The following is a 24,054-nucleotide window of genomic DNA, read 5'->3' as shown; positions in this document are numbered from 1 at the left end:
TTTCCCGTAGAAGTCAGACCGTCGCGAAACCGTGCCGCGAGCTGCCCTAAAATGACAATCTGTCACGAGTAAAGGGCATTTCTGCGGCTGGTACGCGTCTTGTAACTCCCCCGGTGCGAGTGATTCGCACCTGATATCTGACACCTCAACTCCTACATAACAACCATTCACATGGGCAAAATAATCGGTATTGACCTCGGCACCACCAACTCGTGCGTGGCCGTAATGGAAGGCAACGAGCCGGTAGTGATTCCGAATAGCGAAGGTCGCCGCACGACTCCCTCCATTGTGGCGTTCCTCGATAACGGTAAAGGCGAACGGAAAGTCGGTGACCCCGCCAAACGTCAGGCCATTACCAACCCTAAGAACACGCTCCAGTCAATTAAGCGCTTCATGGGTCGCAGCTTCGGCGAAGTGACTGAAGAAGCCAAGCACGTTTCTTACGAGCTGGTGCGCGGTTCTAATAACACGGTAGCCGTACAAATCGGCGACCGGCAGTACACGCCCCAGGAAATTTCGGCCATGGTGCTGCAGAAGATGAAGCAGACCGCTGAGGACTACCTCGGTACGTCGGTAACGGAAGCTGTAATTACGGTACCCGCCTACTTCAACGACGCCCAGCGCCAGGCTACCAAGGAAGCCGGTGCCATTGCCGGCCTCGACGTGAAGCGCATCATCAACGAGCCTACTGCTGCTGCCCTGGCCTACGGCCTCGACAAGAAGCACAAAGACCAGAAGATTGCCGTGTACGACCTCGGTGGTGGTACCTTCGACATCTCGATTCTGGAGCTGGGTGATGGCGTATTTGAAGTACTGAGCACCAACGGTGACACCCACCTCGGTGGCGACGACTTCGACCAAGTTATCATCAACTTCCTGGCTGAAACGTTCGCCAGCGAAAACGAAGGCCTCGACCTGCGCAAAGACGCTATGGCCCTGCAGCGCCTGAAAGAAGCCGCGGAGAAAGCCAAAGTAGAGCTGTCCAGCTCGACGGAAACGGAAATCAACCTGCCCTACGTAACGGCTACTGCTTCGGGCCCGAAGCACCTGGTAGTAAAGCTGAGCCGCGCAAAGTTCGAGCAGCTGGCCGACAACCTGGTGCGTCGCTCGATGGAGCCCTGCAAAAAGGCCCTGCAAGATGCTGGCCTGAGCACTTCTGACATCGACGAGGTAATCCTGGTAGGTGGCTCGACCCGCATTCCGCGCATTCAGGAAGAGGTAGAGAAGTTCTTCGGCAAGAAGCCTTCCAAGGGCGTGAACCCCGACGAAGTAGTAGCCGTGGGTGCTGCCATCCAGGGTGGCGTACTGACCGGTGAAGTGAAGGACGTACTCCTGCTCGACGTAACCCCGCTCTCGCTGGGTATCGAAACCATGGGCGGCGTGATGACCAAGCTCATCGAGTCGAACACAACCATTCCGACCAAGAAGTCCGAGACCTTCTCGACGGCTTCCGACAACCAGCCTTCGGTAGAGATTCACGTGTTGCAGGGCGAGCGTCCGTTGGCTTCGCAGAACCGTACCATCGGCCGCTTCCACCTCGACTCAATTCCGCCAGCACCCCGCGGTGTTCCGCAGATCGAAGTAACCTTCGACATCGACGCCAACGGCATTCTACACGTATCGGCCAAGGACAAAGGCACTGGCAAGGAGCAGAAGATCCGCATCGAAGCTTCTTCAGGCCTCACCGATGCTGACATTGAGCGCATGCGCAACGAGGCTGCCGCCAACGCCGAAGCCGATAAGGCGGAGACCGAGCGCATCGGCAAAATCAACGCCGCTGACTCGATGATTTTCCAGACTGAAAAGCAGCTGAAAGAGTACGGCGACAAGCTAAGCGCCGGCAACAAAACGGCCGTTGAGAATGCTCTGGCTGACCTGAAGAAGGCGCACGAGAGCAAAGACCTCGGTGCTATTGACACCTCCATGGAGGCCATCAATGCCGCTTGGCAGGCCGCTTCGCAGGAAATGTACGCCGCTACCCAGGGTGGTGCCGATGGCCAGCCCGGCGCTGACGGTGGCAACCCCTTCGGTGGTGGTGGTCAGCCCGGCGGCAACGGCCAGCAAGGCCAGCCCCACGACAACGTGACGGACGTAGACTACGAGGAAGTAGGCAAGTAATTGCCACTTAGAAAACAAAAAGGCCCGCAGCTGCTGCTGCGGGCCTTTTTGTTTTCCGGGTAATCTGCAACTGTAGGTTGTACGCTGCCTAATCTTGAAATTCAGCTACAGACCTAGTCGTGAGCAAATAGAAGTTGCTTTCTTACGGGACTTGCAGCAGCCACGCTACGGCCGCGTTTTCGTCCTCAAATAGCCGGTATACCAAACCAGATTCCCGGGCTTCGTTCATCACCAGGTTCATAGCCAATCGGGCGAAAACATCGTGCGCGAGCAGCACGGCTCCGTAGTAAGGATGGGCCGTGGTGGAGCGAGTTAACCAGTTTTCGGTAATCCAGACGCGCTCCGCTTCCGTGAAGGCCGCCATTACCCGTTGGTCGCCGAGCAACTTGTGCCAGTTCCGCTGCTGGAGCAAGGTGCTAGCCTGGGTCAGAAAGGTTTTCAGTTCTTCCAGCTTGCGCTTGCCGGCATTGTACTGTACCACCAGATAGCCATCGGGGTGTTCTAATAAGCGGCCAACCGGGTTTTCGAAGTACAGCCGCAACTGAGGATGCACGGGTGAGTGAGACATGGAAAAGGAGAGCAGAACAGGGCGGGAGAAGGATGCAGGCGCGGGCTTGCCATGCAAGGGACTAGTTAGTCAATAAAATGATATAAAATTTGCCTAGCAGAACCGTAGGGGCGTTTTTTTCAAGTAAATCCTACCTTGTCACATCGTTTTGAATAGCGCAAACCCACAGATAGCATGGCGGATTTTGCAATTATTGGGGCCGGGATTGGTGGGCTAAGCGCGGCACGTGCCCTTGTGCTGCAAGGCCATACGGTGCGGGTGTACGAAGCGGCCACTGAGCTACGCGAGGTAGGCGCAGGCGTAGTGCTTGGAGCCAATGCCATGCGGGCGCTGCAGCAACTAGGCTTGCACGAGGCTGTGCAGGCTCACGGCTCCCCAGTTACTCATCTGAACCTACTTGACCAGCATGGCCGCTTGCTCCAGGCCGCCGACACTACGGCTTTCACTGCTGCTTTAGGCTTTGACAACCTAGGTATTCACCGAGCTGCATTGCAGCGGACTTTGCTGGCGCAGCTTCCCCCGAGCACCGTGCAGCTTGGGCACCAGTTTGCGCGTTTCAATGCTACTGATACCGGAGTTTTGGTGCACTTTGCCGATGGGCATTCGGTGCAAGCGGATGCGCTTATTGGAGCCGACGGCATCCGCTCGAAAGTGCGCGGCCAGCTCCTGCCAGCCGTTGCGCCGCGCTACGCCGGCTATACCTGCTGGCGCGCTGTGGTAGATGTTCACCACTTAGAACTTCCAAGAAGTGAATCGGACGAAACCTGGGGCGAGCGGGGCCGGCGGTTCGGGTACGTGCCCGTTGGAGGCGGCCAGGTGTACTGGTTTGCCTGCCTGAACAGTTCACAGCCTCAGAATCCACGGTTTCGGGCGTACCGGGTAGCGGACTTGCAAAGCGAGTTCTCCGATTTTCACGCCCCTGTGCCCGAGCTGCTGGCCTGCACGCGCGACGAACAGCTAATCTGGAACGATATCCTGGACCTACGCCCCCTCTCCCACCTTGCCTACGGCCGGGTGCTACTGCTCGGCGACGCGGCCCACGCCACTACCCCCAACCTGGGCCAAGGCGCCGGCATGGCCGTGGAGGACGCGGCCGTACTAGCGCAATGCCTGCAGGCTAGCTCCAACCTAACTACCGCTTTTCAGAGCTTCGAACAACGCCGCCGGGCACGCACCGCGCGCATCATCCAAACTTCCTGGCTGCTGGGTCGGATAGGCCAGCTGCAAAGCCCCCTGCTAGGAAAGCTACGCAACACCCTGATGCGGCGGCTGCCCGCTGCCGTCAGCCGCCACCAAATGGCTTGGCTATACGACGAGCTGTAGCAGAATCGAACGGGGTGACTACGTTGCCAGAACTCAGTGTGGAAACCGTCAGGCTTCGTTCAAGTCCTGCAAGACGGTTCTAGATTTGTTCAGACGTGTTGGCTCCGGTAGGTAACCACCATACCGGCCGAAGCAGTGCTGCTTCGGCCGGTATGGTGGCTTTTACGTGGTAAGTTCTTTTTTGCGGTTCGGGTCGGTGGCTTCTTCCTGCTCCTCCTCATCCTCTTCCTCAAACCCCTCCTGAATCTTCTCTACTGCTTCCTGATGGTCCTCCACATCGGCCTGCTCGCCGTTTTGCTCCTGCTTTTCCTTGTCGTGGGGTTCGTAGCTGAGCTTGATGTAAATAGGAAAGTGGTCAGAGCCTACGTAGGGTAGGCGCTCCATATCATCAACCTTAAAATGGGGCGAGACGAATACGTGGTCCAGGGGCCAGCGCATTAGCGAGTACTCGGCGTGGAAGGTGGGTAGCAGCCCGCGGCCCACCCGCGGATCAAGCAGACCGCTGATGCGGCGAAACAGTTCGGAAGTGTGCGACCACGCCACGTCGTTCATATCCCCAAACACAATGGTTGGCTCGTCTTTCTGGTCGATGGTTTTGCCTACGAGCAGCAATTCGGCGTCGCGCTTGGTGCTGGTTTTGGCTTCGGCTGGCGCGGGAGGCTTCGGATGAAGGCCGTAGATGCGCACCTTCGTATGACCATCAGCCAAGCCAACCACGGCGTGTACCGAGGGCACGTCGTCATCCAGTAGATACTTGATTTCGCACTCGTGCAAGGGTAAGCGCGAGAAGAACAGCAGCCCGTACGTATTATCGAGGGGTTCGTGGCAGGTGTAGGGGTGAGTCTCTTCCAGGGGCTTTAATTGCTCCAGCCACCACAGGTCCGTTTCCACGGCCATAATCAGGTCCGAGTCGGCTTCCTGTAGTACTTGCAGAGCCTTCTGACCCTGCTTGTTGTACTGCAGCACGTTCATCATGGTCAGGCTCAGGTGGCGCCGCCCGTCTTGAAGCGTACTATCCTCCACCTGCTTTTTTACCAATCGGGTGTAAGGCACAATTCGAAACGACTGGTATCCAATGGCCAGCAGCAGCACCAGCAGCGTAGCCGGGCCCCAGTACGTGCCATCGGTTGGGCGGTGCCACTCCAGCACCAGCCCTGCGGCCAGCACCAGTCCTAGCACGCCCACAATTTGTAAGCGGGGAAAGTCGAATATCCGGATCCACCACGCTGTTTGGCGCAAGAGCGGCAGCACAGTGGCAATGAGGGCAGCTACTACGAGAAAGAAGGTGAATCCGTGGGCTAGCTGGAGCCAAAAAGGTACGTCAAGATCAGGCACGGATGGGGAGAGGTAGGCGTGGAGGAATCAGGTGGGAGAGGGCAGATGAACGGAGCGGAAGTAACACTTAGTCATCGTTGAAGCCGCCTTTGCGCAGCTCTTCAATGGTGCGCATTACCTTATCCTTCAAGGAAGTACGGTATTTTTCTAATACATCAGCCAGCCGTGCGTTGCCCAGGGCCAAAATCTGGGTAGCCAGCACGGCGGCATTAGAGGCCCCGTCGAGCGCCACCGTAGCCACGGGTACGCCCGCCGGCATTTGCAGCATCGACAGAATAGAATCGAGGCCGTGGAAGGAGGTGGTGGAGTTGATGGGCACCCCAATGACGGGCAAGGTAGTAAAGGAAGCGACCATGCCGGGTAGGTGAGCCGCTCCGCCGCCGCCGGCAATAATTACGCGCAGACCGCGCTTGCGGGCCGTTTCGGCGTATTCTACCAGCCGGTGGGGCGTGCGGTGGGCCGAAACCAGGGTTATTTCATAGGTAATCCCAAACTGCTGAAGTAGCTCAGCGGCCACCGACATAATTTTCAGATCGGACTGAGAGCCCATGATAATTCCTACCAGGGGAGTATCATGAGGAGCGGGAACATCGGCCGCCGCAGCGGCGGGAAGCGTGGTAGGCATAGGAAAAAACAAAGAAACAGGATCAACCTAACTAGGATTGGCTTCTACGGCCCTCCGAAACGGTGGTTGAGTCTATAAACATAGCATTTTCCCTGTTTGCTGATTCTCAAAGGCTCGTACCTTTACCCGCTGTCCTTGTGTTTTTCTGCCTATGGAAATTCTGCTTGCCACGTTTACTACGCTGTTTTCCGTGGTGAACCCCTTCAGCGCCATGCCCGTCTTCCTGACTCTGACGGAAGAGGACACGCCCGCCCACCGGGCCAGCATTGGACTGCGGGCCTGCCTGTACATGATTGGGGTGCTCTCCGTTTCGTTTTTCGCGGGCCAGTACGTGCTGAATTTCTTTGGCATTAACATTCACCATTTGCGCATTGCCGGCGGCATTCTGCTCATGCGCTCGGCCTTCGATTTGCTCACGCCCGGCGGCAACCGCAGCAAAGTATCCGACGCTACCCTGGATGAGAGCCGCCACAAAGACGACATCAGTTTCACGCCCCTGGCCATGCCCATGCTCTCGGGCCCCGGCTCCATGGCCGTATGCATCGGCTTGTTCACCGAAAAGCTGAGCATTCTGGACATGAGCCTGATTTTTCTGGGCTTCGTGCTGGTGGCCCTGGCCGCCTACCTCATCCTGATGTCGTCACTGCGCCTGACGCGCTTTCTGGGCCGCCCCGGCATGGCCGCCCTAGCCCGCATCATGGGCTTTATCACCCTGGCCATCGGGGTGAACTTTTTGGCTACGGCCATCGGAGCGCTATTTCCGGGGCTGAGCCGGTAGCGTGGGACGATGGTAACGGGGGGTTACATTTTACTTGCGCTACTCCTGCTCGTGGTACTGGTGCTGGGCTCTTATCTGAGCTTGTACCGCTGGATACAGCGGCGCTGGGGCCAAGGCGCGAGCATAACACTACTGGTGGTTACCCATTTGGCGGTGGTGTACGTAGTGCGTAGTACCGCAACTTATAATTCTAATGGTTTCTACCGCGACGAATACGAACGGATAACGCTCCGCCCGTTTCCAGAATCCGGTCAGCTGTCCTCCACGCACGAAAGCACCAGCACCAGTTCGACCACGTATCCTTCTCGGAATCAGACTTGGGCGCTACTGAGAGTGTCGCCGCAGGAGTACCGGCAGCTGCAGAAGCAATTGGCGCAGGACGCACGTTTTTCGCCCTATCCGTGCATTGTGAGCCGACTGCACCACGGGAGCCGGCCGTTTCTGATGAATTTGGATGACGCGTTTGCCTGTGGCCAGTATGCCTACGGCTACGCGCGGCGCGACCAATCACAATTGTTGTACATCGGCTTCGTGACGAATGGTCAGGACCTGGTTATCTTATCCCTGGATTCCGCATTCATCCCTTCCGGCCACTGACAACACCGTAGCGAAGCGTATCTTTGCGCCTCCTATGCTGAAGAACGACCTCCTCCTCCGTGCCGCCCGTGGCGAAGAAACGGAACGCACCCCCGTATGGCTTATGCGCCAGGCCGGCCGCATTTTGCCTGAATACCGTGCCCTGCGCGCCCGCCTCAGCGGCTTCAAAGAACTGGTAGAAACCCCCGAGCTGGCCGCTGAAGTCACCATTCAGCCCGTAGATGCGCTGGACGTAGACGCGGCCATTATCTTCTCCGATATTCTGGTAGTGCCCGAGGCCATGGGCCTGACCTACGAGATGGTAGAAGCCCGCGGCCCGCTGTTTCCCGAAACCATCAAAACGGCTCACGACGTAGCCCGCATGCGCGTGGCTGACCCCGAGGAGCACCTAGGCTACGTGCTGGAAGCCATCCGGGTGACCAAGCGCGCCCTCAACGGTCGGGTGCCACTCATTGGATTTGCCGGTGCGCCCTGGACTATTCTGGCCTACATGGTGGAAGGCCACGGCTCGAAAACCTTCAGCAAAGCCCGTCGCATGCTCTACGCCGAGCCGGAACTGGCTCACGAGCTGCTGCGCAAAATCACGGCGACTACCATTGCCTACCTCCGGGCGCAGGTGCAGGCGGGAGCCAACATTATTCAGGTGTTTGACTCCTGGGCCGGCATTCTGCCGCCCGCGCACTACCAGGAGTTCAGTACCCGCTACATTGCCGAAATCTGCCAGGCCATTCCGGAAGTGCCCGTGACGGTGTTTGCCAAGGGTGCCTTCTGGGCCGTGGAGGAGTTTGCCCAGCTGCCCTGTCGCACCATTGGCCTCGACTGGAACCAGGACCCGCGCGCCGTGCGCCCGCTCGTCGGCGACAAAACCCTGCAGGGCAACCTCGACCCCTGCGCCCTCTACGGCACCCCGGAGCAGGTGCGCGCCGCTACCCTCCAGATGCTGGAACAGTTCGGCAAGCACCGCCACATTGCCAACCTCGGCCACGGCGTCTACCCCGACACCAACCCCGATAACGTGAAAGTCTTCATTGAAACGGTGAAGGAGCACAGCCGCCGGTAGGCAGAATATAGTCCAACAAAGCGTGTCATTCCGAGTGGAGCGAGGAATCTGGGTTAACCATTAGGACAACCCAGATTCCTCGCTCCACTCGGAATGACACGCTTTGTAGCAAACTGACTTCTGTAGCCTTACAGCGCCAGTCCTACCTCTTCGGCCTCGGCCAGAAGCTGCTGCTTTTCAATAGGCACTACCCCTACCTGCTCGCAGACCAAGCCACCGCCCAGGTTCGCCAGCGCGGCCGTAACGGGGGCAGGCAACCCCAGGGCCACGCACAGCGCAGCAATGCTAATAACCGTGTCGCCGGCGCCGGAAACGTCGGAAATGGTGCGCAAGTGGGCCGGAATGTAGGTACGGGTCAGGCTGCCGTTTTCCACGAACACGCCGCGCTCAGAGAGGGTAACCAGCACGATTTCGGGGGTGAGCAGTTCGCGCAGCCGAGCCACAGCGCTTTCAAAGGCAGGACGGTCGGCTTCGGCATCGCCGAACTCTAGCTTCAGGCCTTCGCGCAGCTCCTTGAGGTTAGGCTTGAACAGCGTGCAGTGGCGGTAGGCCAGGAAGTTTTTCTTCTTAGGATCCACAACGGTCGGAATGTTGCGCTGCCGGGCCAGGCGGATGAAGTGCTCAATACTGGCCTCGTTGAGTACGCCCTTGTCGTAGTCCTCGAAGATGACCACATCAGCCTGCCCGAGTAGTTGCTCGTAGCGGGCGGTTAAGTCGGCGTTTTCAGAGGGGCTCAGGTCGGTTTCTACCTCCGAATCGATGCGCAGGAGTTGCTGGCCGTGGGCCAGGATGCGCTGCTTGACGGTGGTAGGGCGCTGCGAGGAACGCACGATGCCAGCAGCTGAAAGGCCAGTATCGTGCAGTAAGTCCAGGAGTTGGTCGCCGCCCTGGTCCTTGCCAATTACGGCGCAGAGTAGCGGGGTAGCGCCCAGGGCCTGCACGTTCAGGGCCACGTTGGCGGCCCCACCCAAGCGCTGCTCGGTGCGGCTCACATTTACTACCGGTACCGGCGCCTCGGGCGAGAGACGGGCGGCTTTGCCCCACACGTAGGCGTCCATCATCACATCCCCCACGATGAGCACTGTGAGATTATTGAACGCGGCAAATAATTCAGGCAGGGAAGCGGGCAATACGGCAGCAGGCATTACGGCAGGTTCAGGAGATGAAGGCCGCAAAGGTAAGTTTTGGCTGTCATTCCGAGCGGGAGCAAGGAGCCGGAACTAGTCGATTTGCTGGTCCCCCGATTCTTCATTCCTGCCCGGAATGACAGTTCAACAGCACTTTAGCCACGAAAAACGCCGTGCTCCTTGTCAGAGCACGGCGTCTTGTTTCTTATTGAAAGACCTTGGGTTCTGCTTACTTCAGCTTCGCCAGACTGTTTTTGAGGCGGACAAACGCCTCCCGCAGCTTTTCGTCGGCAGCGGCAGTGCTGAAGCGGATGCAGTTAGGGGCGCCGAATGCGGAACCATCCACGGCGGCTACGTGGGCATCATGGAGCATGAACAACGACAAATCCATGGCGGAATTAATGACCTCGCCGCTGGGGGTAGTCTTGCCAAAGTAGCCCGTTACATCGGGGAAGATGTAGAAGGCGCCGCTGGGGGTAGGCGTGCGGAAGCCAGGGATTTCCTTGACCAGTTCCAGCACCAGGTCGCGGCGGCGGCGGTAGGCTTCCACCATTTCATCGGCGGAGGAGCGGCCACCTTGCAGAGCCGCCAGGGCGGCGCGCTGGGTCATGGCGCAGGTGCCGGAAGTAATCTGGCTTTGCATTTTCTCACAGGCGCAGGCAATGTCCTTGCTGGCGGCCAGGTAGCCCACGCGCCAGCCCGTCATGGCGTAGCCCTTCGAGAAGCCATTCACCGTAATGACGCGGTCCTTGATGTCGGCGAATTGGGCAATGCTCACATGCTCGCCCACAAAGTTGATGTACTCGTAAATTTCATCGGCCAGCACGTACACCTGGGGGTTACGCGCGACTACCTCGGCAATGGCGCTCAGCTCCTGGCGGGAAAACACGGCTCCCGTGGGGTTACAGGGCGAGGAATACATGATGAGCTTGGTGCGGGGCGTAATGGCGGCTTCCAGCTCCGCCGCCGTCACTTTGTAGTCGTTTTCCAGGGAGCCCATCAGCTGCACCGTGGTGCCATCAGCCAGCCGTACCATTTCCTCGTAGCTGACCCAGTAGGGCGAAAACACAATAACCTCGTCGCCAGGATTCACCAGGCTCAGCACGGCGTTGGCCAGGGCCTGCTTGGCGCCGGTGCTCACCACAATGTTCTCGGGCTTGTAGTCGAGCTGGTTGTCGCGCTTGAATTTGTCGCAGATGGCCTGGCGCAAATCGGGGTAGCCGGGCACCGGGGTATAAAAGGTGAAGCCGTCATCCAGCGCCTTTTTGGCGGCGTCCTTGATGTACTGCGGGGTTTGAAAGTCCGGCTCGCCGAAGCTGAGGCTAATTACATCCACGCCCTGGGCGGCCAGCTCGCGGGCTTTTTTAGCCATGGCAATCGTCTGCGACTCTTGCATGGCGTTGATACGGTCGGAAAGTACGAGGGGGGCGAGGGTGGTAGCTCCAGACATGGAAAACGGGTGGTTGGGGAAGGCCACAAAGGTACGGGGAATGTACGGAGTGTGGCGCGAAACTCCGGGCGCCCTCCCCTCCTACCGGGCACCCATCCGCCAGACGGCGCTAGGCTTCGCGGCCCAGCCAACGGAAGCAGCGCAGCAGCAGCGTTACGTCGGTGCTGGCCTCATACTCCTTGGCGTAGAGCAGCTCCAGGCGGCGGCGGGTGGCGTCCGTTAGAGGGGCGGCGGTGCCCGGGGCAGCATCGGCGGCGGAAAGCACGGCCCGGGCTAGGCGGCGTGGGGCCGTGGCGTAGCGCAGCCCTACCCAGGTGCGGGAGCCGGCCAGCACGCGCAGGCAGTTGCGCAGAAAACCCAGCTTGTGCTGTTGCGCCCATACCACCACCGGGGAGGCCAGCAGCAGCAGCAAGCTCACCAAGATATCGAGCAGGCGCTTGTTGCGGATTTGGGCCGGCCGGAACAGGTTCAGGGTAATATCCAGGGTGTAGTAGTCGCCCGAGGAGTCCTTGCCCGAGCTGCCGATGATGTACTCACTACCCTGGGGCAGAATTTTGTACTCCACCGGCGGCTGGCGGTGCAGCTCCACCATCAGCCCAATGATCTGACTGGCGGCCAAGTCGCGGCCGCAGAAAATCAGCTCGTTGAGGTTATAGATGCGAATAATATCGTCGAGCTGGCGCACTTCCCCGAGCAAGTCATCGGCCGGGGAGGCGGCTTTATTGGTGGTATTGCCCGGCTCAATGTAGCCGATAACCCGGGCCGGCACGCCGGCGTGTTCCAGCAGCTGGCGCACCCGCTGAGCTTCCTCCAGGGAGCCGACAATAGCCACGTTTTTCTGGTGCTCGTCGGTGAGGCTGAAGCGGCGGTGCCGGATGAAGTTCGTAGCTACCCGGCGCAGAACCAGGGCGGCCACGGCCCACACGCCGCCCAGTACAATGAGAGCTTTGGAGAAACGCCAAGCATCCAGAAAATTACTGAACGCCGAAATGAGCACGGTGCCCACAAAGATGCCCCGCACAATGCGGCTGGCGCGGGTAGGCTTATCGTAGGCCCCACTGAAAAAGGCCGACAGCAGCCACACGGCCACATACACCGGCACGGCTACTGCCATGTAGTTATCGGGGTAGGGCCCGCGCACGTAGCGGTGGTTTTGCTCCCAGTAGGTTTTCAGGAAGTACATGCCCCCGTAGATCAGACCAGCATCCAGCAGCACGGGGGCAGCCTGCACTACCAGCCGCTGGGCCACCGCTGCCCCCGCACGCAGCCAGATGGCCAGGTTTATCAGGAAGCTAAAAGCCCCTGCCCGATTCGGGGCGAAGTGCTTGCGGGCAAAAATCACCATAGCCCGGTAGAACACGAACACGTAGTTCACGCTCGTGCGCTTGGTACTCTCGCCCTTGTAGTGAATGATGCGGGTACCGGCGAAGTAGTAATTTTTCCAGCCGCCTTGCGTGAGCCGGTACGAAAGGTCGATGTCCTCGCCGTACATGAAGTAGTCCTCATCCAGCAGCCCCACCTGGTCCAGGGCGGCCTTGCGCATGAGCATAAAGGCGCCGCTGAGCACCTCAATTTCGTGGCTTTGCTCAGGGCTCAGAAACCCCAGGTGGTAGCGCCCAAACCGCCTTGACTTTGGAAACAGCTTGGCCAGCCCGAAAATCTTATAAAAAGCTACCCAAGGGGTAGGCAGCCCGCGCTTGCTTTCCGGCAGAAACATGCCCTGCCCATCAAGCATCTTCACGCCCAGTCCGCCCGCCTTGGGGTGCTGGTCCATAAACTCGCAGCACAGCCGGAAGGTATCTTCCTCTACCACTGTGTCGGGGTTGAGCAGCAGCACGTACTGGCCCTGGGCCCGGCGCAGAGCCTGATTGTTGGCCTTGGAAAAGCCGGGGTTGTCGTGGTTTTCGATAAGAATTACCTCCGGAAACCGAGTTTTCACCATGGCTACTGAGCCGTCTACGGAGTTATTGTCCACCACGAAGACTTCCACCGGCCGGCCCAGCTTTTCCACGGCCCGCCGCACCGACAGCAGCGCCTGCTCCAGAAAGTAGCAGACGTTGTAGTTGACAATTACGACGGACAGGGCAACGGCAGACGGCACGGGCGCAGAGCAGGAAAGGCCGCGAAAGGTAAGCAGACTCTCCCTGTTCTAAGAATCCGGTAAGCAGCAAGCGTGGTTTTCAGCCAAGAAAGCTGCTTTCCAGTTGGGCTACCATTTACCTGGCAACAAAAAAGCCCTACCTCTCCAGGCAGGGCTTTTTGTAGCTTATATCTTTCAAACCCATTACCGCGCCTGACGCTGGCGCTCCACAATACTGCGGCCCAGAGTAATTTCATCGGCGTACTCCAACTCGCCGCCCATGGGAATGCCGCGGGCAATGGTGCTCACGTTCAGCTCGGGCAGGTCGCGGAGCTTGCGCGAGAGGTAGAAGGCCGTGGTGTCGCCCTCCATGGTGGGGCTAATGGCCAGAATTACCTCCCGAATTTCAGAGCCCTCCTTGGTCACGCGCTCCACCAGGGAATCAATAGTCAGATCGGAGGGCCCAATGCCTTCAATGGGCGAAATGACGCCGCCCAGCACGTGGTACATGCCTTGGTATTGAGCCGTATTTTCAATGGCAATAACGTCGCGGATGTCGGACACCACGCACACGGTGCTCTGGTCGCGCAGCTGGTTGGCGCAGATGCTGCACTCCGGCGTATCGGAAATGTTGTGGCAGGTATCGCAGTAGCGAATTTCGAAGCGCATTTTAGCCAGGGCCTCCGCCAGGGTAGCGGTGGTATCGGCTTCGGCCTTGAGCAAGTGCAAGGCCAGCCGCAGGGCGGTTTTCTTGCCTACTCCGGGCAGCTTCGATAATTCGCCAACGGCGCTTTCTATCAGTTTGGAAGGAAATTCCATTCAGGTCAGGAAGAGGGTAAAAGAACTGTCATCCGGGGCTCGCGCTACCTGAGCAGGCGGCCTGTTCTTAAACAACAATTGCCACCCAATGGGTCCGTCGCAAGCGCAGGATGACAGATTTTTTCAGCCGATAAAATGGCTACACCACATCGGCCGAGATGCCCCGGTCGTGGATGGCGGTGCACATGCCTGCCAGTTCATCGTAGGCCCCGTGCTTTACCGTGCACTGCCCTTTGTAGTGAATGAGCAAGGTACACTGCTCGGCCTGCTCTGGCTGGTGGCCGCACACGTCCATGAGCGTTTTGATGACGTGGTCGAAGGTATTGATGTCGTCATTGTACACGATTAGGTCGCGGACATCAGTGGTTTCTTCCAGGAGCAGAACGTCCTCGTCGTACTCAATTTGCGGTTTGCTGTTCATGGCACAAAAATACGGAGAAGCAAGCAAAGAGCCGGATTCGATGGGCCCGGCTGGCCTGATATAACTTGTTGAGAAGCTGAATCGTTTCCGCTGCCCACAAAGTTTACCCGACGCAATAGTTAACCGCCTCGGCATAAACCAAGTTAGCCCGCCGGCTGGTGCGGCGGCAGTTGTGGGAGCTTCGCTAGTTATTGTTCGTGTTGCGTTTAGCAGGGTAGCAGCCGACAACCAGAAAAGCATTGCCCAAGGTTGAGCAAAGCAAACAGTAAGCGGACTGCCAACGTCTACCGTACTGCGGCTATTTATCTGCGCCGTTTCCGGGCTATTTTTGACCTTTATTTGCTGCCTACCCCTGCCTCATGCCCGTCCCGTCCGCCGAATTCAAGCGTGCCCTCAAGCGTTTATCTGACAAGGAAAAGGAAGCCCTGCTGCTGCGGGCGGCCCGCCGCGACGCCGAGCTTTACGATACGCTGTGCTTTGAGCTGCTGCCAGAAGTAACCAGCGAAACTGTGTTTGAGCAGGCTTCCGACCAGATTCACGAGCTGTTTGCCGTAGGCGCTACCGGCCGCCTGCTCAACCGCAGCCTCACGAAAGCCCTGCAAAAAGCTACCAAAGAAGTTGCCCGCGCCCGCCGCATCACCAAGGACAAGCGCCTGGAAGTTGACCTGAACCTGTTTACCCTGCGCCACATCTTCGAGAATTACACGGGGCAGTTTGAGAGCGTATACGCAGGCTTCTACACCAGCACGGCCCGGTTGGCGGCCCGTACCGCCCAGCTGATTCTGCAGAACCTGCACGAGGACTTGTGGCTGGAATACAAGCCGGAAATGGATGATTTTCTGCAGCAACTGCATGCCCGCACCAAAAGCCGCAGCCTTAAGTTTGAACTGCCCCGGGAGCTGGAGCTACCGGATTAGCCCAGGCCAACAGCAAGTGCCTACGTACTACATGCAATAGGCTGTATTTAAGCAGGATAATTCATCAATCTTTCATTTTTCGACTATAGGAAAGCAGTTGATCCGATAGATTTGTCTGGGAGTGCCCGGAGGCGGTACGCAACAAGTTTATCTTTTCACACTTCATATTCCTATGCGGAAAAATTTTACCCGTTTTGCGGCCGTTGTTACTACCGCTGCTTTGCTCACTAGCTGCGCTGGTAGCTACCACGCCATCCGGCCAGAACGCATTAGCTCCTACCAAACTGGCAGTGCCGCCGGAGCCCCCGTCGATTTTAGCTACCGCTACAGCGCCCTGCTCAACGGCGGCCCGAACAAAAAGTACGTCAAGAAGGAGCGCAAGCAGGGCTACCAGGTAGTGGCCGTACAGATCAAGAACAATACCGGCGGCGACCTTAACTTCTCCCGCGACCTGGAACTGACCTTCGGCGACCGGCCCATTATGCCTGTGCCGTCGATGCAAGCGGCCAACGACTTGAAGCAGGGCGTGGCCATCTACCTGCTCTATGTGCTCCTAAACTTTAACGTAGGGAGCTACACCACCATGAACGGGCAGATTGTGGAGGATAACCGCAAGTTCATTCCTACAGGACCCTTCATTGCCGGGGGTAATATGCTGGGCGCCAGTGCTGCCAACAAAAATATGCGTAACGAATTCACCAAGTACGACCTCGCTAACAAGGTGATTCATCCTGGTGAAACCGTGTACGGCATTGTGGCCCTGCGCGAAACCGGCGTGGCTCCTCTCAAGCTTACCCTGCGCAACAGCGCCGCCGTAGCGCCGGCGCCCGCCCAGGCTCCTACCCCGGCGCCGGCGGCCAGCCCGGCCCCCAGCACCACTAGCGGTGGTCGTTAGCCCACGGGCGCTGCTTATTTGTAATACATAATACAAGAAAAACCCCTGCCGGCACTGCCGGCAGGGGTTTTTCAGCTTTGTAGAAGCTTGAAAATTACTTCTTGGCAATGACGTTGAAGCTCATGGTGAATTCGTCCATGATGGCTTTGTCGCCGATGCTCTCGAAGAACGACTTCGAGCCGTACTTGATGTCGTACTTGGTGCGGTCAATGGTAGCGGTGCCGCTGGCCGAGGCCACGCCGTTTTTCACACCTACTTTGGCTGGGAAGGAAATCGGCTTGGTAATGCCTTTAATGGTCAGTTCACCGTTTACGGTGGCGTTGTTACCATTAGCGTCGCCTTTCAGCGGAGCCAGGCTGGTGATTTTGAAGGTAGAAGTGGGGTTTTTGTCGATGCTGAAGAAGTCCTCGGAACGCAGGTGGCCCACCAGCTTGCCGTTGTACTCCTGCTCCTTAATGTCCTCCACTTTCAGGGAGTTCATGTCCACCACGAAGGTACCGCCCACAATTTGGTTGCCGCGCACCAGCACGTTGCCATCCTTAAACTGGATGTTGCCGTTGTGCTGACCCGTTACTTTTTTGCCTACCCAGCCCAAAGTGCTCAACTGGGGCTGCACGGCATACGCTACACTGGCGGCTTTCTCAGTGCCGGCATTGGTTTTCTTCACGGCGGGCTGCTGAGCAAAAACCGGAGCAGCGAACAAGGAGGCAGCCAGCAGGGCCGGCAGAATCATTTTTTTCATGACGTAAAAACAAAAAGGGAATAGGGAAATCAGAAGAAACTGAAACCGTCAGTTGCGGACTTTATCGAGCAGGGCGCTGAGTTGAGCGGCCTCCTGAATTGTGAGGTTATGCAAGCCAATATTCTGGGACTCCAGCACGGCATCTAGGCGCTGCAGTAGCTCCAGCCCAGCTTCCGTAATGCGGATGTCAACGGCCCGCCGGTTGCTGGGGCAGACTTTGCGGGTTACCAGTTGCTTGGCTTCCAGCTTATCAACAATGCGGGAGGCATTGCTGGTTTTATCCAACATGCGCTCAATCAGCAGGTTGACCGTGGCCGGCTTGGGGTGCTGGCCGCGCAGAATGCGTAAAATGTTGAATTGGGGCAATGTCAGGCCATATTCCTTGAACGTGGCGCTCTGACGCTGCTGCAGCCACCCCGCCGTGAATATCAGGTTGATATAGGCTTTCTGGTAATCGTCTTTGAAGGTTGGCTGCTTAATTTCGTCCTCTATCTTCATGAGTTGCAGGGCAAGGCTGAATGACGGTGCAAATATATGTACCTACATTTAATGTCACAACACCGTTCGTCTTATTTCTTCAAAAATAACTATTTTACTCTACCCTTGGTTCAGGCGGGCAAGGAAGCTGATCAGGTAAACGCCAGCGGGCAAACCGCGTACATAGCGCAAACCCCTCCTCTACCCTACGTCCCATGAAAAACCTCTTGTTGCTTCCCGCGTTGGCCGTGAGCCTACTAACTGCTTCTCTGGCCACTGCCCAAACTAGCTCCGGATCCACGGTGGCCGGCCCGGTCGCCACAGCCCCCTCTGACCGTTTTATGATGCAGAACGGTGAAGTAGTGCTGGTGCAAGGCAAGCGCCCCACCCCGCTCAACAAAAACGTACTACTCTCCAATGGCACCAAAATCAACTACAAAAGCGGCATTGTGGAGTTGCCAGGCGGCAAAAAGACCACGCTGAAAGAAGGCGACTACGTGCGCCCTAATGGCGACATTGTATTTGCTACCCCCGCCAGCGCAGCCCAAGCCCGCGGCGACAACTCTGTACCTGCCGGGGCACAATTCGAAACGTACCTAGACCCGCGCCCGGCTCCTTCGACACCCGCCGCCATGGAATCCCGCCTGTCGGAGATGAACACCAAAATCAGCCTGATGGCAGAGAAGATTCAGCTACTCAATCAGAAAATTAGCCTCCTAACGAACAGCAGCCAGCGCCCAGCTGATACAGCCGCCCTGGACAAGCAAATTCAGGCCATTGATGCCAAGCTGAAATAAGCGGGGGTATGTGGTGGCTAGGAATTATACCGGTTAGCTTACCCAAGGCAATTACTATCCACATAGCTCACGCTAAGAACTAAAAAGCCTGCTGAACACTGTTCAGCAGGCTTTTTAGTTCTTAGCCTTGGTGGCCTTGTCTGGCAACTAAATGGCCTTGCGTTTCCTGCACTAGCCCAAACGGCTCATTCCGCACAACCAAGAAGCCATCCAAGTCGCAGACGTCGGCTAGGGAGCTTACCTGCAGGGCCGACCAGATGCCCAAGGAGGTTTCCACCATGCAGCCGAGCATGGTTTGCAGCCCGTGGCGACGTGTTTCGCGCAGAATTCGCAGGCCGTTGAGGTAGCCTCCGGCTTTCATCAGCTTCATGTTCACCCCATCAAACTGGCGGGCAATGTCGGCGAAGTCGGCCTCATCCGTTACCGATTCGTCGGCGAATACGGGCGTGCCCAGGCGGCCTTTTAGGTGGCGGTAATCATCGGCGCGGGCGGCGGGTAGGGGCTGTTCGAGCAGGCGCACTTGCAGTCCCGGCAGGGCCCGAATGGTTTCCCAGCTCTGGAGCAAGCTGTCGGCATCGGGCCAAGCCTCGTTGCCATCAATAAGCAGGCTGCGGCCGGGCAACAGGCGGGTTACTTCCCGCAGCAGGTCTGCGGCTCCTTCGCGGTTTACCTTAATCTTGAGCAGAGGAAAGCGGTCTAGATGCTGTTCCCGCACAAAATCAGCCACCTCGCCCGGCTCCATAATGGGTAGGGTCATGGCCGTGGGTACTGGCCGGACTGGGGGCTCCAGCCCAAGCCACTGCGCCACCGACTGCTGCTGCCGACTCGCCTCCCAGTGCACCCACGCCGATTCCAGGGCAAAGCGCAGGGCGTGGGCCGGCGGGTGAGTTGCCAGAAAGTCGGTGAGTTCAGGCAAGGTAGCGCACTGGCTTAGCCCAGCTGCCTGCAACTGCTCAAACTCGGCCTGCAAGCTCTCTGGGGTTTCGCCGTACCGGATATTAGGCGCGGCCTCACCCGTTCCGCTGCCCTGAGCATCCGCTACGCGCACAATCAGGTTGGTTTTGGCGTCAGAGGCATTGCGGGAGATTTTCCAGGTGTAGCGCAGGGGCAGCAGCAGGGAGGTTAGCGTCCAGGTAGGCATAAGCAGCGGAAAGGCAAATTTTGGCGGAAGATAACGCGCAAACCGAGTTGGGCACGCCGTGGGCGCCTAGACAGCTGCTCTGTACGTTGCCCCCGTTCCAGGCAGCTGAAAAGGCGCTAATTCTTGTGGCAGCGCCTTTTTTTCGCTACCAATCGGAAGCTCCGGGGTAGGCCGCACTACTCCGCCTGCAGAAACCTATCTTTGTGGCATTCCCGCTATTTCCTTTTCCCTGAACTGCCGCGCATGAAGTTTTCGCGACTCGCCCCCCTTGTTCTGATTCTGTTTCTGGTGGCTGCCTTCCTGACGGTGGCCGCCGCTCAGGGCTGGCTGGCCCTCGACCCCGTTATTCCCATGACTGCCCGCTGGCTGGCCATCCTGGCCACGGTGGCCCTGGCCGTGCAGCGCCGCTCCATCACCTTCTGGATTGTGGTCAGCATGTTGGTCGGCGCCGAAATTGGCCACGACTTCCCTACCCAGGCCGTGCAGCTTAAAGTGCTCAGCGACGTGTTCTTGCGGCTGGTGAAAACCATCATTGCGCCCTTGGTATTCGCTACCCTGGTGGTAGGTATTGCCGGCCACGCCGACCTGAAGCAGGTGGGTAAAATGGGCCTAAAGGCACTGATTTACTTTGAAGTTGTCACCACCTTTGCCCTGTTTATTGGGTTGGGCGCCATTAACCTGACCCGCGCCGGCGAAGGCGTGGACCGTAGCGGCATTGCCGCCGACACGGAGCAACTGCAAACCGTGAAGCAAAGCACTTCGGATATAATCCTGCACATCTTCCCCGAAAACATTGCTAAATCGGTGGCCGAAGGGCAAGTGCTTCAGGTGGTAGTCTTTGCCATCATCTTCGCCATTGGCCTAGCCATGGTGCACCAAAAGCACCGCCAGCCCCTGCTGCAAGTAACGGAAAGCCTGTCGGAGGTGATGTTCAAGTTCACCAACGTGGTCATGTTCTTTGCCCCACTGGGGGTAGGCGGCGCGCTGGCGTACACGGTAGGTAAAATGGGCTTTGCGCCCCTGCTCAACGCCTTTAAGCTGCTGCTGACTTTGTACGGTGCGCTAGCTGCCTTCGTGCTGGTGGTGTTGGTGCCCATTGCCCTGATTGCCCGCATTCCACTCAAGCGCTTCGTGCAGGCCATTGCTGAGCCGGTGAGCATAGCATTTGCTACTACCTCCTCGGAGGCGGCCCTGCCCCGGGCCATGGAGGCCATGGAAAGCATTGGGGTACCGCGCCGCATTGTGGCCTTCGTAATGCCCACGGGCTACTCGTTTAACCTCGATGGCACCACGCTTTACCTTTCCCTAGCCGCAGTATTTGTGGCTCAGGCCGCGGGGGTAGAGTTGTCGTTTGGTCAGCAGTTAGTGATGGTATTTACCCTGATGCTGACCTCGAAAGGCGTGGCGGGCGTGCCGCGTGCTTCCTTGGTAATTCTGCTGGCTACGGTGGCTTCGTTTAACCTGCCAGCCTGGCCCGTATTCATCATTCTGGGTATTGATGCGCTGATGGACATGGCCCGCACCGCCGTAAACGTAATGGGTAACTGCTTGGCCACGGCCGTGGTAGCCCGCTGGGAAGGCGAATTCGTGGACAACTACGTGGCCCCCGACCCAGTGCTGGACCTGGCCGAAGCTGATAGCGCTCTGGCGCATCAGCCTCACTAATACATAAGCGTCGAGCCCAAGCACGTTTACTTACCCCTGCAGTGGGTAAGCACCAAAGCGAAGGGAGGATAACATTCTACTCTTCGGGCCGATTTTCCTCACCTGATCAGGTTGCCGATATTCTTTGCTAGCAAAACGCCTTGTAGCTATCGACGCTACGAGGCGTTTTGCATTTAGCCAGCATTAGTTTACATTCCTGCAATAACTCCACTTTCAATACAGGAAAATTTATATATTTTAGTTTTATATCATAAATCAAATCCTATTCTTCTGGCGTTCTTCTGCTGTAATTTTGTATTCCGCTGGAGCGGTAGGAATTTGATAATGATACACATGACTCGTTTTTACCCCCATGCTGTTGTACTGATGCTAGGCTTAGGGCTCGGCAGCTGCAAATCCGCCGAAAAGGCGGTGTTTCACACGGTACGCTCCAATAACTCTGTAGCCCTGGGCCGCCTACCCCAATTAGATGCGGTAGTGGAGCCCGGCCCGCTCAACACCACGGAAGGTGCCCTCCCCGACGACGCCAGTAAGGTATTTCGACAGGAACTGTCCTTTCATTTCGCTGAGCCGCAACCCGACACGGTTAAGTTTGGCTTTGCCAAGCTGGTTGTCACCCAAGCGGAGGTGCAGCGCACCGGCCGGGTCCTGCAGGCTTTCCAGATGCTTACTCTCATGACTCCCAGCCTGCTGGGCATGCCTCTGGAGTGGTACCGCACGAATGTGAAAGCGGAAGTACAGATCATCAACTCCAAGGGAGAAGTAATCGGCACGTATGCCGGCACCGGCCGCAGCAAAGTGCGGGTGGCCATGTACCACGGCTACAGCCAGACCAAAGCGGCCCGCCTCTCCGACGTGCAGGCCCTGCGCCTAGCCCTCGACCAGATCCGGCCCCAGCTGGATGCCGACGCCGATACTTTACGTAAGCAACTGGTAAGCTCCGGGCCCCTGGAAGAAATTATCGGTCAGTCAGCGCAATCAACTGACACAACCGGAGTAAACTAACCCAGCGGCTTTCTTCTTGGCATTAGTTGCCTTCCCCGCGCACCCGGCCTACCTATCCGAGTGCGCGGGGAATTTTTATGTGCACCTGACCCCACGCACTAAAAAAGACACATCCGAAAGCTTCCGCTTCTGGCTGTTATGCTGAGCAGAAACGAAGAACTTGGGTTATTCTTCGGAAGGTAAACTCGGATTCTTCGTTTCTGCTTGAGGCGCAGAATGCTCGGAATAAAGGTGCGGAATATAGGAAAACCGCTTTGGAGCAATCTGAAGCAGTTTTTTCTTGCCCTGATTAAACCCTACCGCAGTGGGGGCATCTATGCCAGTGAATCCGGATACTACCTCATTTTCCCACATTAGCATTTCACTCTGTATGAAAGCCATTACGCTCGCCTTGGCCTTGTTCCTGCTCCTAGGAAACTCGGCCGTGCAAGCCCAGAACACGCAGGCCCACCAGGGCGCTCCTGCCCGCAAGGAACTCCGCGAGTACTACCAGCAGAATGTGCTGCCTACGGTGCGCCAGCAGCGGCAGAAGCTGGAGGCTCAGCTGACCACCTCCGACAAAGCTCAACTCACGCTTTACCGGGCCCAGCTCAAGGAAACTCGTCAGAAAGGCAAGGCGCTTCGCCAGAGCCTCCGCCCCGCTGGCACGCCCGCCGGCACCCGTCCCGAGCTTACCGAAACGCAGAAGCAAGAGCTCCAGCAGCTGCGCGCCGAAACCAAGGCCATACTACAGAATGTAAGCCAGCTGGCTCAGAAGTACGAAGGCGACATTGCCAAGCTGGCGCAGGAAGTACAGCCCCAGCGCGAAAAATGGGCGGCCGACACCAAGGCTATTCTGGCCCGCACTGCTACTCCTGAGCAGCAACAAAAACGCGCTGCCTGGTTGAGCAAGCGCCAGCGCCACGCGGGTGCCCGCCGGTATTTCCAGCCCGTTACCTTTCTGCTGCTCAACCCTAATGCTTCCACGAAAGCCGCCGCTGGAGTTGAGCGTACCAACAATTTAGGCGTGTATCCAAACCCGGCCGTGAGCACCAGCCAACTGGAATACGGTGTAAAAAAAGCGGGCCCGGTAACCGTAGAGCTGCTTGATGGCCGCGGTAACACCCTGCGTACGGTGGCCCAGGAAACGAAAGTGGAAAAAGGAGAGCACACCTTGGCAGTGAATGTAGCAGACCTGCCAGCGGGCACGTACTACTTTAAAATTACTACTTCTACCGGCTCAGAAACTCGCCGCTTTGTCAAGCAGTGATCGAGTGCACAAGCAGCCAATATCTGGGCTGCGTATCCGTTAGATAAGCCGGTTGGCCTGCGCCAGCCGGCTTATGCTGCTTTTAAAGGCTGGCCGGGGGGCCACCTTTCCGCTTGCTGCCGTGGGTGGCCAAGGGCAGCCCATTATCTTTGCGCCCTATGCTGCGTTCCGTTTTTACCTGGTTATTGGTTTTGGCTACTACCGTGCTGATGGCGGCCTGCTGCGGCTCCGTATCCTGTGAGTGCGAAGATGCCTACGCGGATGCCATTGGGTTAACTTTCAGCCCCACCGATTCTGCCTCAACTAATCCGGCCCAAGGTTTCCGCTCAGCCCAGCTCACTACCGTGTTTTTGGTACGGGTACCCCGCGATACGGCCCAACGCCCCAGCGCCGATACGATAGCCATTACTCGGCCCCGCGCTACGGTGTACACTCAGCCTATTGTTATCAACAACGCTGCTCCTTTCACCCAGACTGGTAACCGTCGGCTTGATCAGTACACTTACAAACTTTACCTGGCGCCCAGCCGACGGGCAGCAGCCACCTACACCTACCTCATTACCGACATCAGCCTTACTACCGACTACCAGGCCGATGGCTGCTGCACCTGCTATCAGAACACCCGCAAGCAGGTAGTGACAACGAACAACAAAGGGGTTAGGCAGCAGTTTGATTTAACTGATCCGGCTGCCAGCAACCAACTCATCCCGATTATTCTTACCCGCCAATAGTAGCTCCCAAGCGCCACAGTAACCACGGCTAGCCGCCAAGCCGGTTCCCGGATGACTTATGTATCGTTCCCCTAACCGGGGTACGACCGCCAAGCAGGAACAACCGTATAGGGGGTAGCGTTATTCTCTGCCGT

23 protein-coding genes are annotated in these 24,054 nt (G+C 57.7%); 12 read left to right on the top strand and 11 right to left on the bottom strand.

Annotation, left to right across the window (positions count from 1 at the left end):
• Window positions 1-171 precede the first annotated feature (171 nt).
• Window positions 172-2,118, top strand: a complete 1,947-nt coding sequence (gene dnaK / locus MWH26_RS03670; RefSeq protein WP_244695287.1) for a molecular chaperone DnaK — start codon at window positions 172-174, stop codon at window positions 2,116-2,118.
• Window positions 2,119-2,260: 142 nt separating this feature from the next.
• Here dnaK and MWH26_RS03665 read toward each other — a convergent pair whose 3' ends face one another.
• The gene (locus MWH26_RS03665; RefSeq protein WP_244695286.1) at window positions 2,261-2,686 is read right to left on the bottom strand and encodes a hypothetical protein; all 426 of its coding nucleotides are present in this window, start codon (window positions 2,684-2,686) and stop codon (window positions 2,261-2,263) included.
• Between the two features lie 174 nt (window positions 2,687-2,860).
• On the opposite strand from MWH26_RS03665, the gene MWH26_RS03660 reads away from it, so the two are divergent.
• Window positions 2,861-4,009: an FAD-dependent monooxygenase gene (locus MWH26_RS03660; protein WP_247976088.1), complete on the top strand. Its 1,149-nt coding sequence runs from the start codon at window positions 2,861-2,863 to the stop codon at window positions 4,007-4,009.
• A 162-nt stretch (window positions 4,010-4,171) separates the two neighbouring features.
• Here the strand turns inward: MWH26_RS03660 and MWH26_RS03655 are convergent, their stop codons facing one another.
• Complete coding sequence (locus MWH26_RS03655; RefSeq protein ID WP_247976087.1) at window positions 4,172-5,344, bottom strand: endonuclease/exonuclease/phosphatase family protein; 1,173 nt, start codon at window positions 5,342-5,344, stop codon at window positions 4,172-4,174.
• Window positions 5,345-5,411: 67 nt separating this feature from the next.
• Complete coding sequence (gene purE, locus MWH26_RS03650; protein WP_188556801.1) at window positions 5,412-5,969, bottom strand: 5-(carboxyamino)imidazole ribonucleotide mutase; 558 nt, start codon at window positions 5,967-5,969, stop codon at window positions 5,412-5,414.
• Window positions 5,970-6,120: 151 nt separating this feature from the next.
• Between purE and MWH26_RS03645 the strand changes: the two genes are divergently transcribed.
• Genes MWH26_RS03645 through hemE form a run of 3 tightly spaced genes read left to right on the top strand, consistent with a single transcriptional unit; the run spans window position 6,121 to window position 8,404 of the window.
• Entirely contained in the window at window positions 6,121-6,747 is a 627-nt protein-coding gene (locus MWH26_RS03645; RefSeq protein WP_247976086.1) for a MarC family protein, read from the top strand.
• A gap of 51 nt (window positions 6,748-6,798) precedes the next feature.
• Entirely contained in the window at window positions 6,799-7,344 is a 546-nt protein-coding gene (locus tag MWH26_RS03640; RefSeq protein ID WP_247976085.1) for a hypothetical protein, read from the top strand.
• Window positions 7,345-7,378: 34 nt separating this feature from the next.
• On the top strand, window positions 7,379-8,404 hold the full coding sequence (gene hemE / locus MWH26_RS03635) for a uroporphyrinogen decarboxylase (protein WP_247976084.1): 1,026 nt from the start codon (window positions 7,379-7,381) through the stop codon (window positions 8,402-8,404).
• 128 nt (window positions 8,405-8,532) lie between these two features.
• Here hemE and MWH26_RS03630 read toward each other — a convergent pair whose 3' ends face one another.
• From MWH26_RS03630 to MWH26_RS03610, 5 genes are all read right to left on the bottom strand, one after another.
• A complete protein-coding gene (locus MWH26_RS03630; RefSeq protein ID WP_247976083.1) occupies window positions 8,533-9,549 on the bottom strand; it encodes a bifunctional heptose 7-phosphate kinase/heptose 1-phosphate adenyltransferase in 1,017 nt (338 codons plus the stop codon).
• Window positions 9,550-9,760: 211 nt separating this feature from the next.
• Entirely contained in the window at window positions 9,761-10,981 is a 1,221-nt protein-coding gene (locus MWH26_RS03625; protein ID WP_247976082.1) for a pyridoxal phosphate-dependent aminotransferase, read from the bottom strand.
• A gap of 109 nt (window positions 10,982-11,090) precedes the next feature.
• Window positions 11,091-13,082 (bottom strand): glycosyltransferase family 2 protein, encoded by a 1,992-nt coding sequence (locus MWH26_RS03620; protein ID WP_247976081.1) that lies wholly within the window; start codon window positions 13,080-13,082, stop codon window positions 11,091-11,093.
• 183 nt (window positions 13,083-13,265) lie between these two features.
• Complete coding sequence (gene recR, locus MWH26_RS03615) at window positions 13,266-13,880, bottom strand: recombination mediator RecR (protein ID WP_188556807.1); 615 nt, start codon at window positions 13,878-13,880, stop codon at window positions 13,266-13,268.
• A gap of 139 nt (window positions 13,881-14,019) precedes the next feature.
• The gene (locus MWH26_RS03610; RefSeq protein WP_247976080.1) at window positions 14,020-14,301 is read right to left on the bottom strand and encodes an ATP-dependent Clp protease adaptor ClpS; all 282 of its coding nucleotides are present in this window, start codon (window positions 14,299-14,301) and stop codon (window positions 14,020-14,022) included.
• Between the two features lie 359 nt (window positions 14,302-14,660).
• On the opposite strand from MWH26_RS03610, the gene MWH26_RS03605 reads away from it, so the two are divergent.
• Both MWH26_RS03605 and MWH26_RS03600 read left to right on the top strand, forming a co-directional pair.
• Window positions 14,661-15,218 carry a hypothetical protein gene (locus MWH26_RS03605; RefSeq protein WP_247976079.1) on the top strand — a complete coding sequence of 186 codons (558 nt, stop codon included), beginning with the start codon at window positions 14,661-14,663 and terminating at the stop codon, window positions 15,216-15,218.
• 172 nt (window positions 15,219-15,390) lie between these two features.
• Window positions 15,391-16,113 (top strand): hypothetical protein, encoded by a 723-nt coding sequence (locus MWH26_RS03600; RefSeq protein WP_247976078.1) that lies wholly within the window; start codon window positions 15,391-15,393, stop codon window positions 16,111-16,113.
• A 94-nt stretch (window positions 16,114-16,207) separates the two neighbouring features.
• Here MWH26_RS03600 and MWH26_RS03595 read toward each other — a convergent pair whose 3' ends face one another.
• Window positions 16,208-16,855, bottom strand: a complete 648-nt coding sequence (locus tag MWH26_RS03595; RefSeq protein ID WP_244695276.1) for a YceI family protein — start codon at window positions 16,853-16,855, stop codon at window positions 16,208-16,210.
• A gap of 48 nt (window positions 16,856-16,903) precedes the next feature.
• Complete coding sequence (locus tag MWH26_RS03590; protein WP_247976077.1) at window positions 16,904-17,353, bottom strand: MarR family winged helix-turn-helix transcriptional regulator; 450 nt, start codon at window positions 17,351-17,353, stop codon at window positions 16,904-16,906.
• A gap of 194 nt (window positions 17,354-17,547) precedes the next feature.
• Here MWH26_RS03590 and MWH26_RS03585 point away from each other — a divergent pair, with 194 nt between their 5' ends.
• Window positions 17,548-18,129, top strand: coding sequence for a DUF6799 domain-containing protein (locus MWH26_RS03585; RefSeq protein ID WP_247976076.1), 582 nt, complete (start codon window positions 17,548-17,550; stop codon window positions 18,127-18,129).
• 121 nt (window positions 18,130-18,250) lie between these two features.
• Here the strand turns inward: MWH26_RS03585 and MWH26_RS03580 are convergent, their stop codons facing one another.
• Window positions 18,251-19,270, bottom strand: a complete 1,020-nt coding sequence (locus MWH26_RS03580) for a dipeptide epimerase (RefSeq protein WP_247976075.1) — start codon at window positions 19,268-19,270, stop codon at window positions 18,251-18,253.
• 243 nt (window positions 19,271-19,513) lie between these two features.
• Here MWH26_RS03580 and MWH26_RS03575 point away from each other — a divergent pair, with 243 nt between their 5' ends.
• The 4 genes from MWH26_RS03575 (at window position 19,514) to MWH26_RS03560 (ending at window position 23,920) form a co-directional block, all read left to right on the top strand.
• A complete protein-coding gene (locus tag MWH26_RS03575; RefSeq protein WP_247976074.1) occupies window positions 19,514-20,935 on the top strand; it encodes a dicarboxylate/amino acid:cation symporter in 1,422 nt (473 codons plus the stop codon).
• Between the two features lie 333 nt (window positions 20,936-21,268).
• On the top strand, window positions 21,269-21,940 hold the full coding sequence (locus tag MWH26_RS03570) for a hypothetical protein (RefSeq protein ID WP_247976073.1): 672 nt from the start codon (window positions 21,269-21,271) through the stop codon (window positions 21,938-21,940).
• A 370-nt stretch (window positions 21,941-22,310) separates the two neighbouring features.
• On the top strand, window positions 22,311-23,189 hold the full coding sequence (locus MWH26_RS03565; protein ID WP_247976072.1) for a T9SS type A sorting domain-containing protein: 879 nt from the start codon (window positions 22,311-22,313) through the stop codon (window positions 23,187-23,189).
• Between the two features lie 158 nt (window positions 23,190-23,347).
• Window positions 23,348-23,920 carry a hypothetical protein gene (locus tag MWH26_RS03560; protein WP_247976071.1) on the top strand — a complete coding sequence of 191 codons (573 nt, stop codon included), beginning with the start codon at window positions 23,348-23,350 and terminating at the stop codon, window positions 23,918-23,920.
• Window positions 23,921-24,054 lie beyond the last annotated feature (134 nt).

Origin of the sequence: Hymenobacter sublimis, assembly GCF_023101345.1 — a bacterium.
Taxonomy (GTDB): Bacteria; Bacteroidota; Bacteroidia; order Cytophagales; family Hymenobacteraceae; genus Hymenobacter; species Hymenobacter sublimis.
This window is presented reverse-complemented; position numbering and strand designations above follow the sequence as displayed.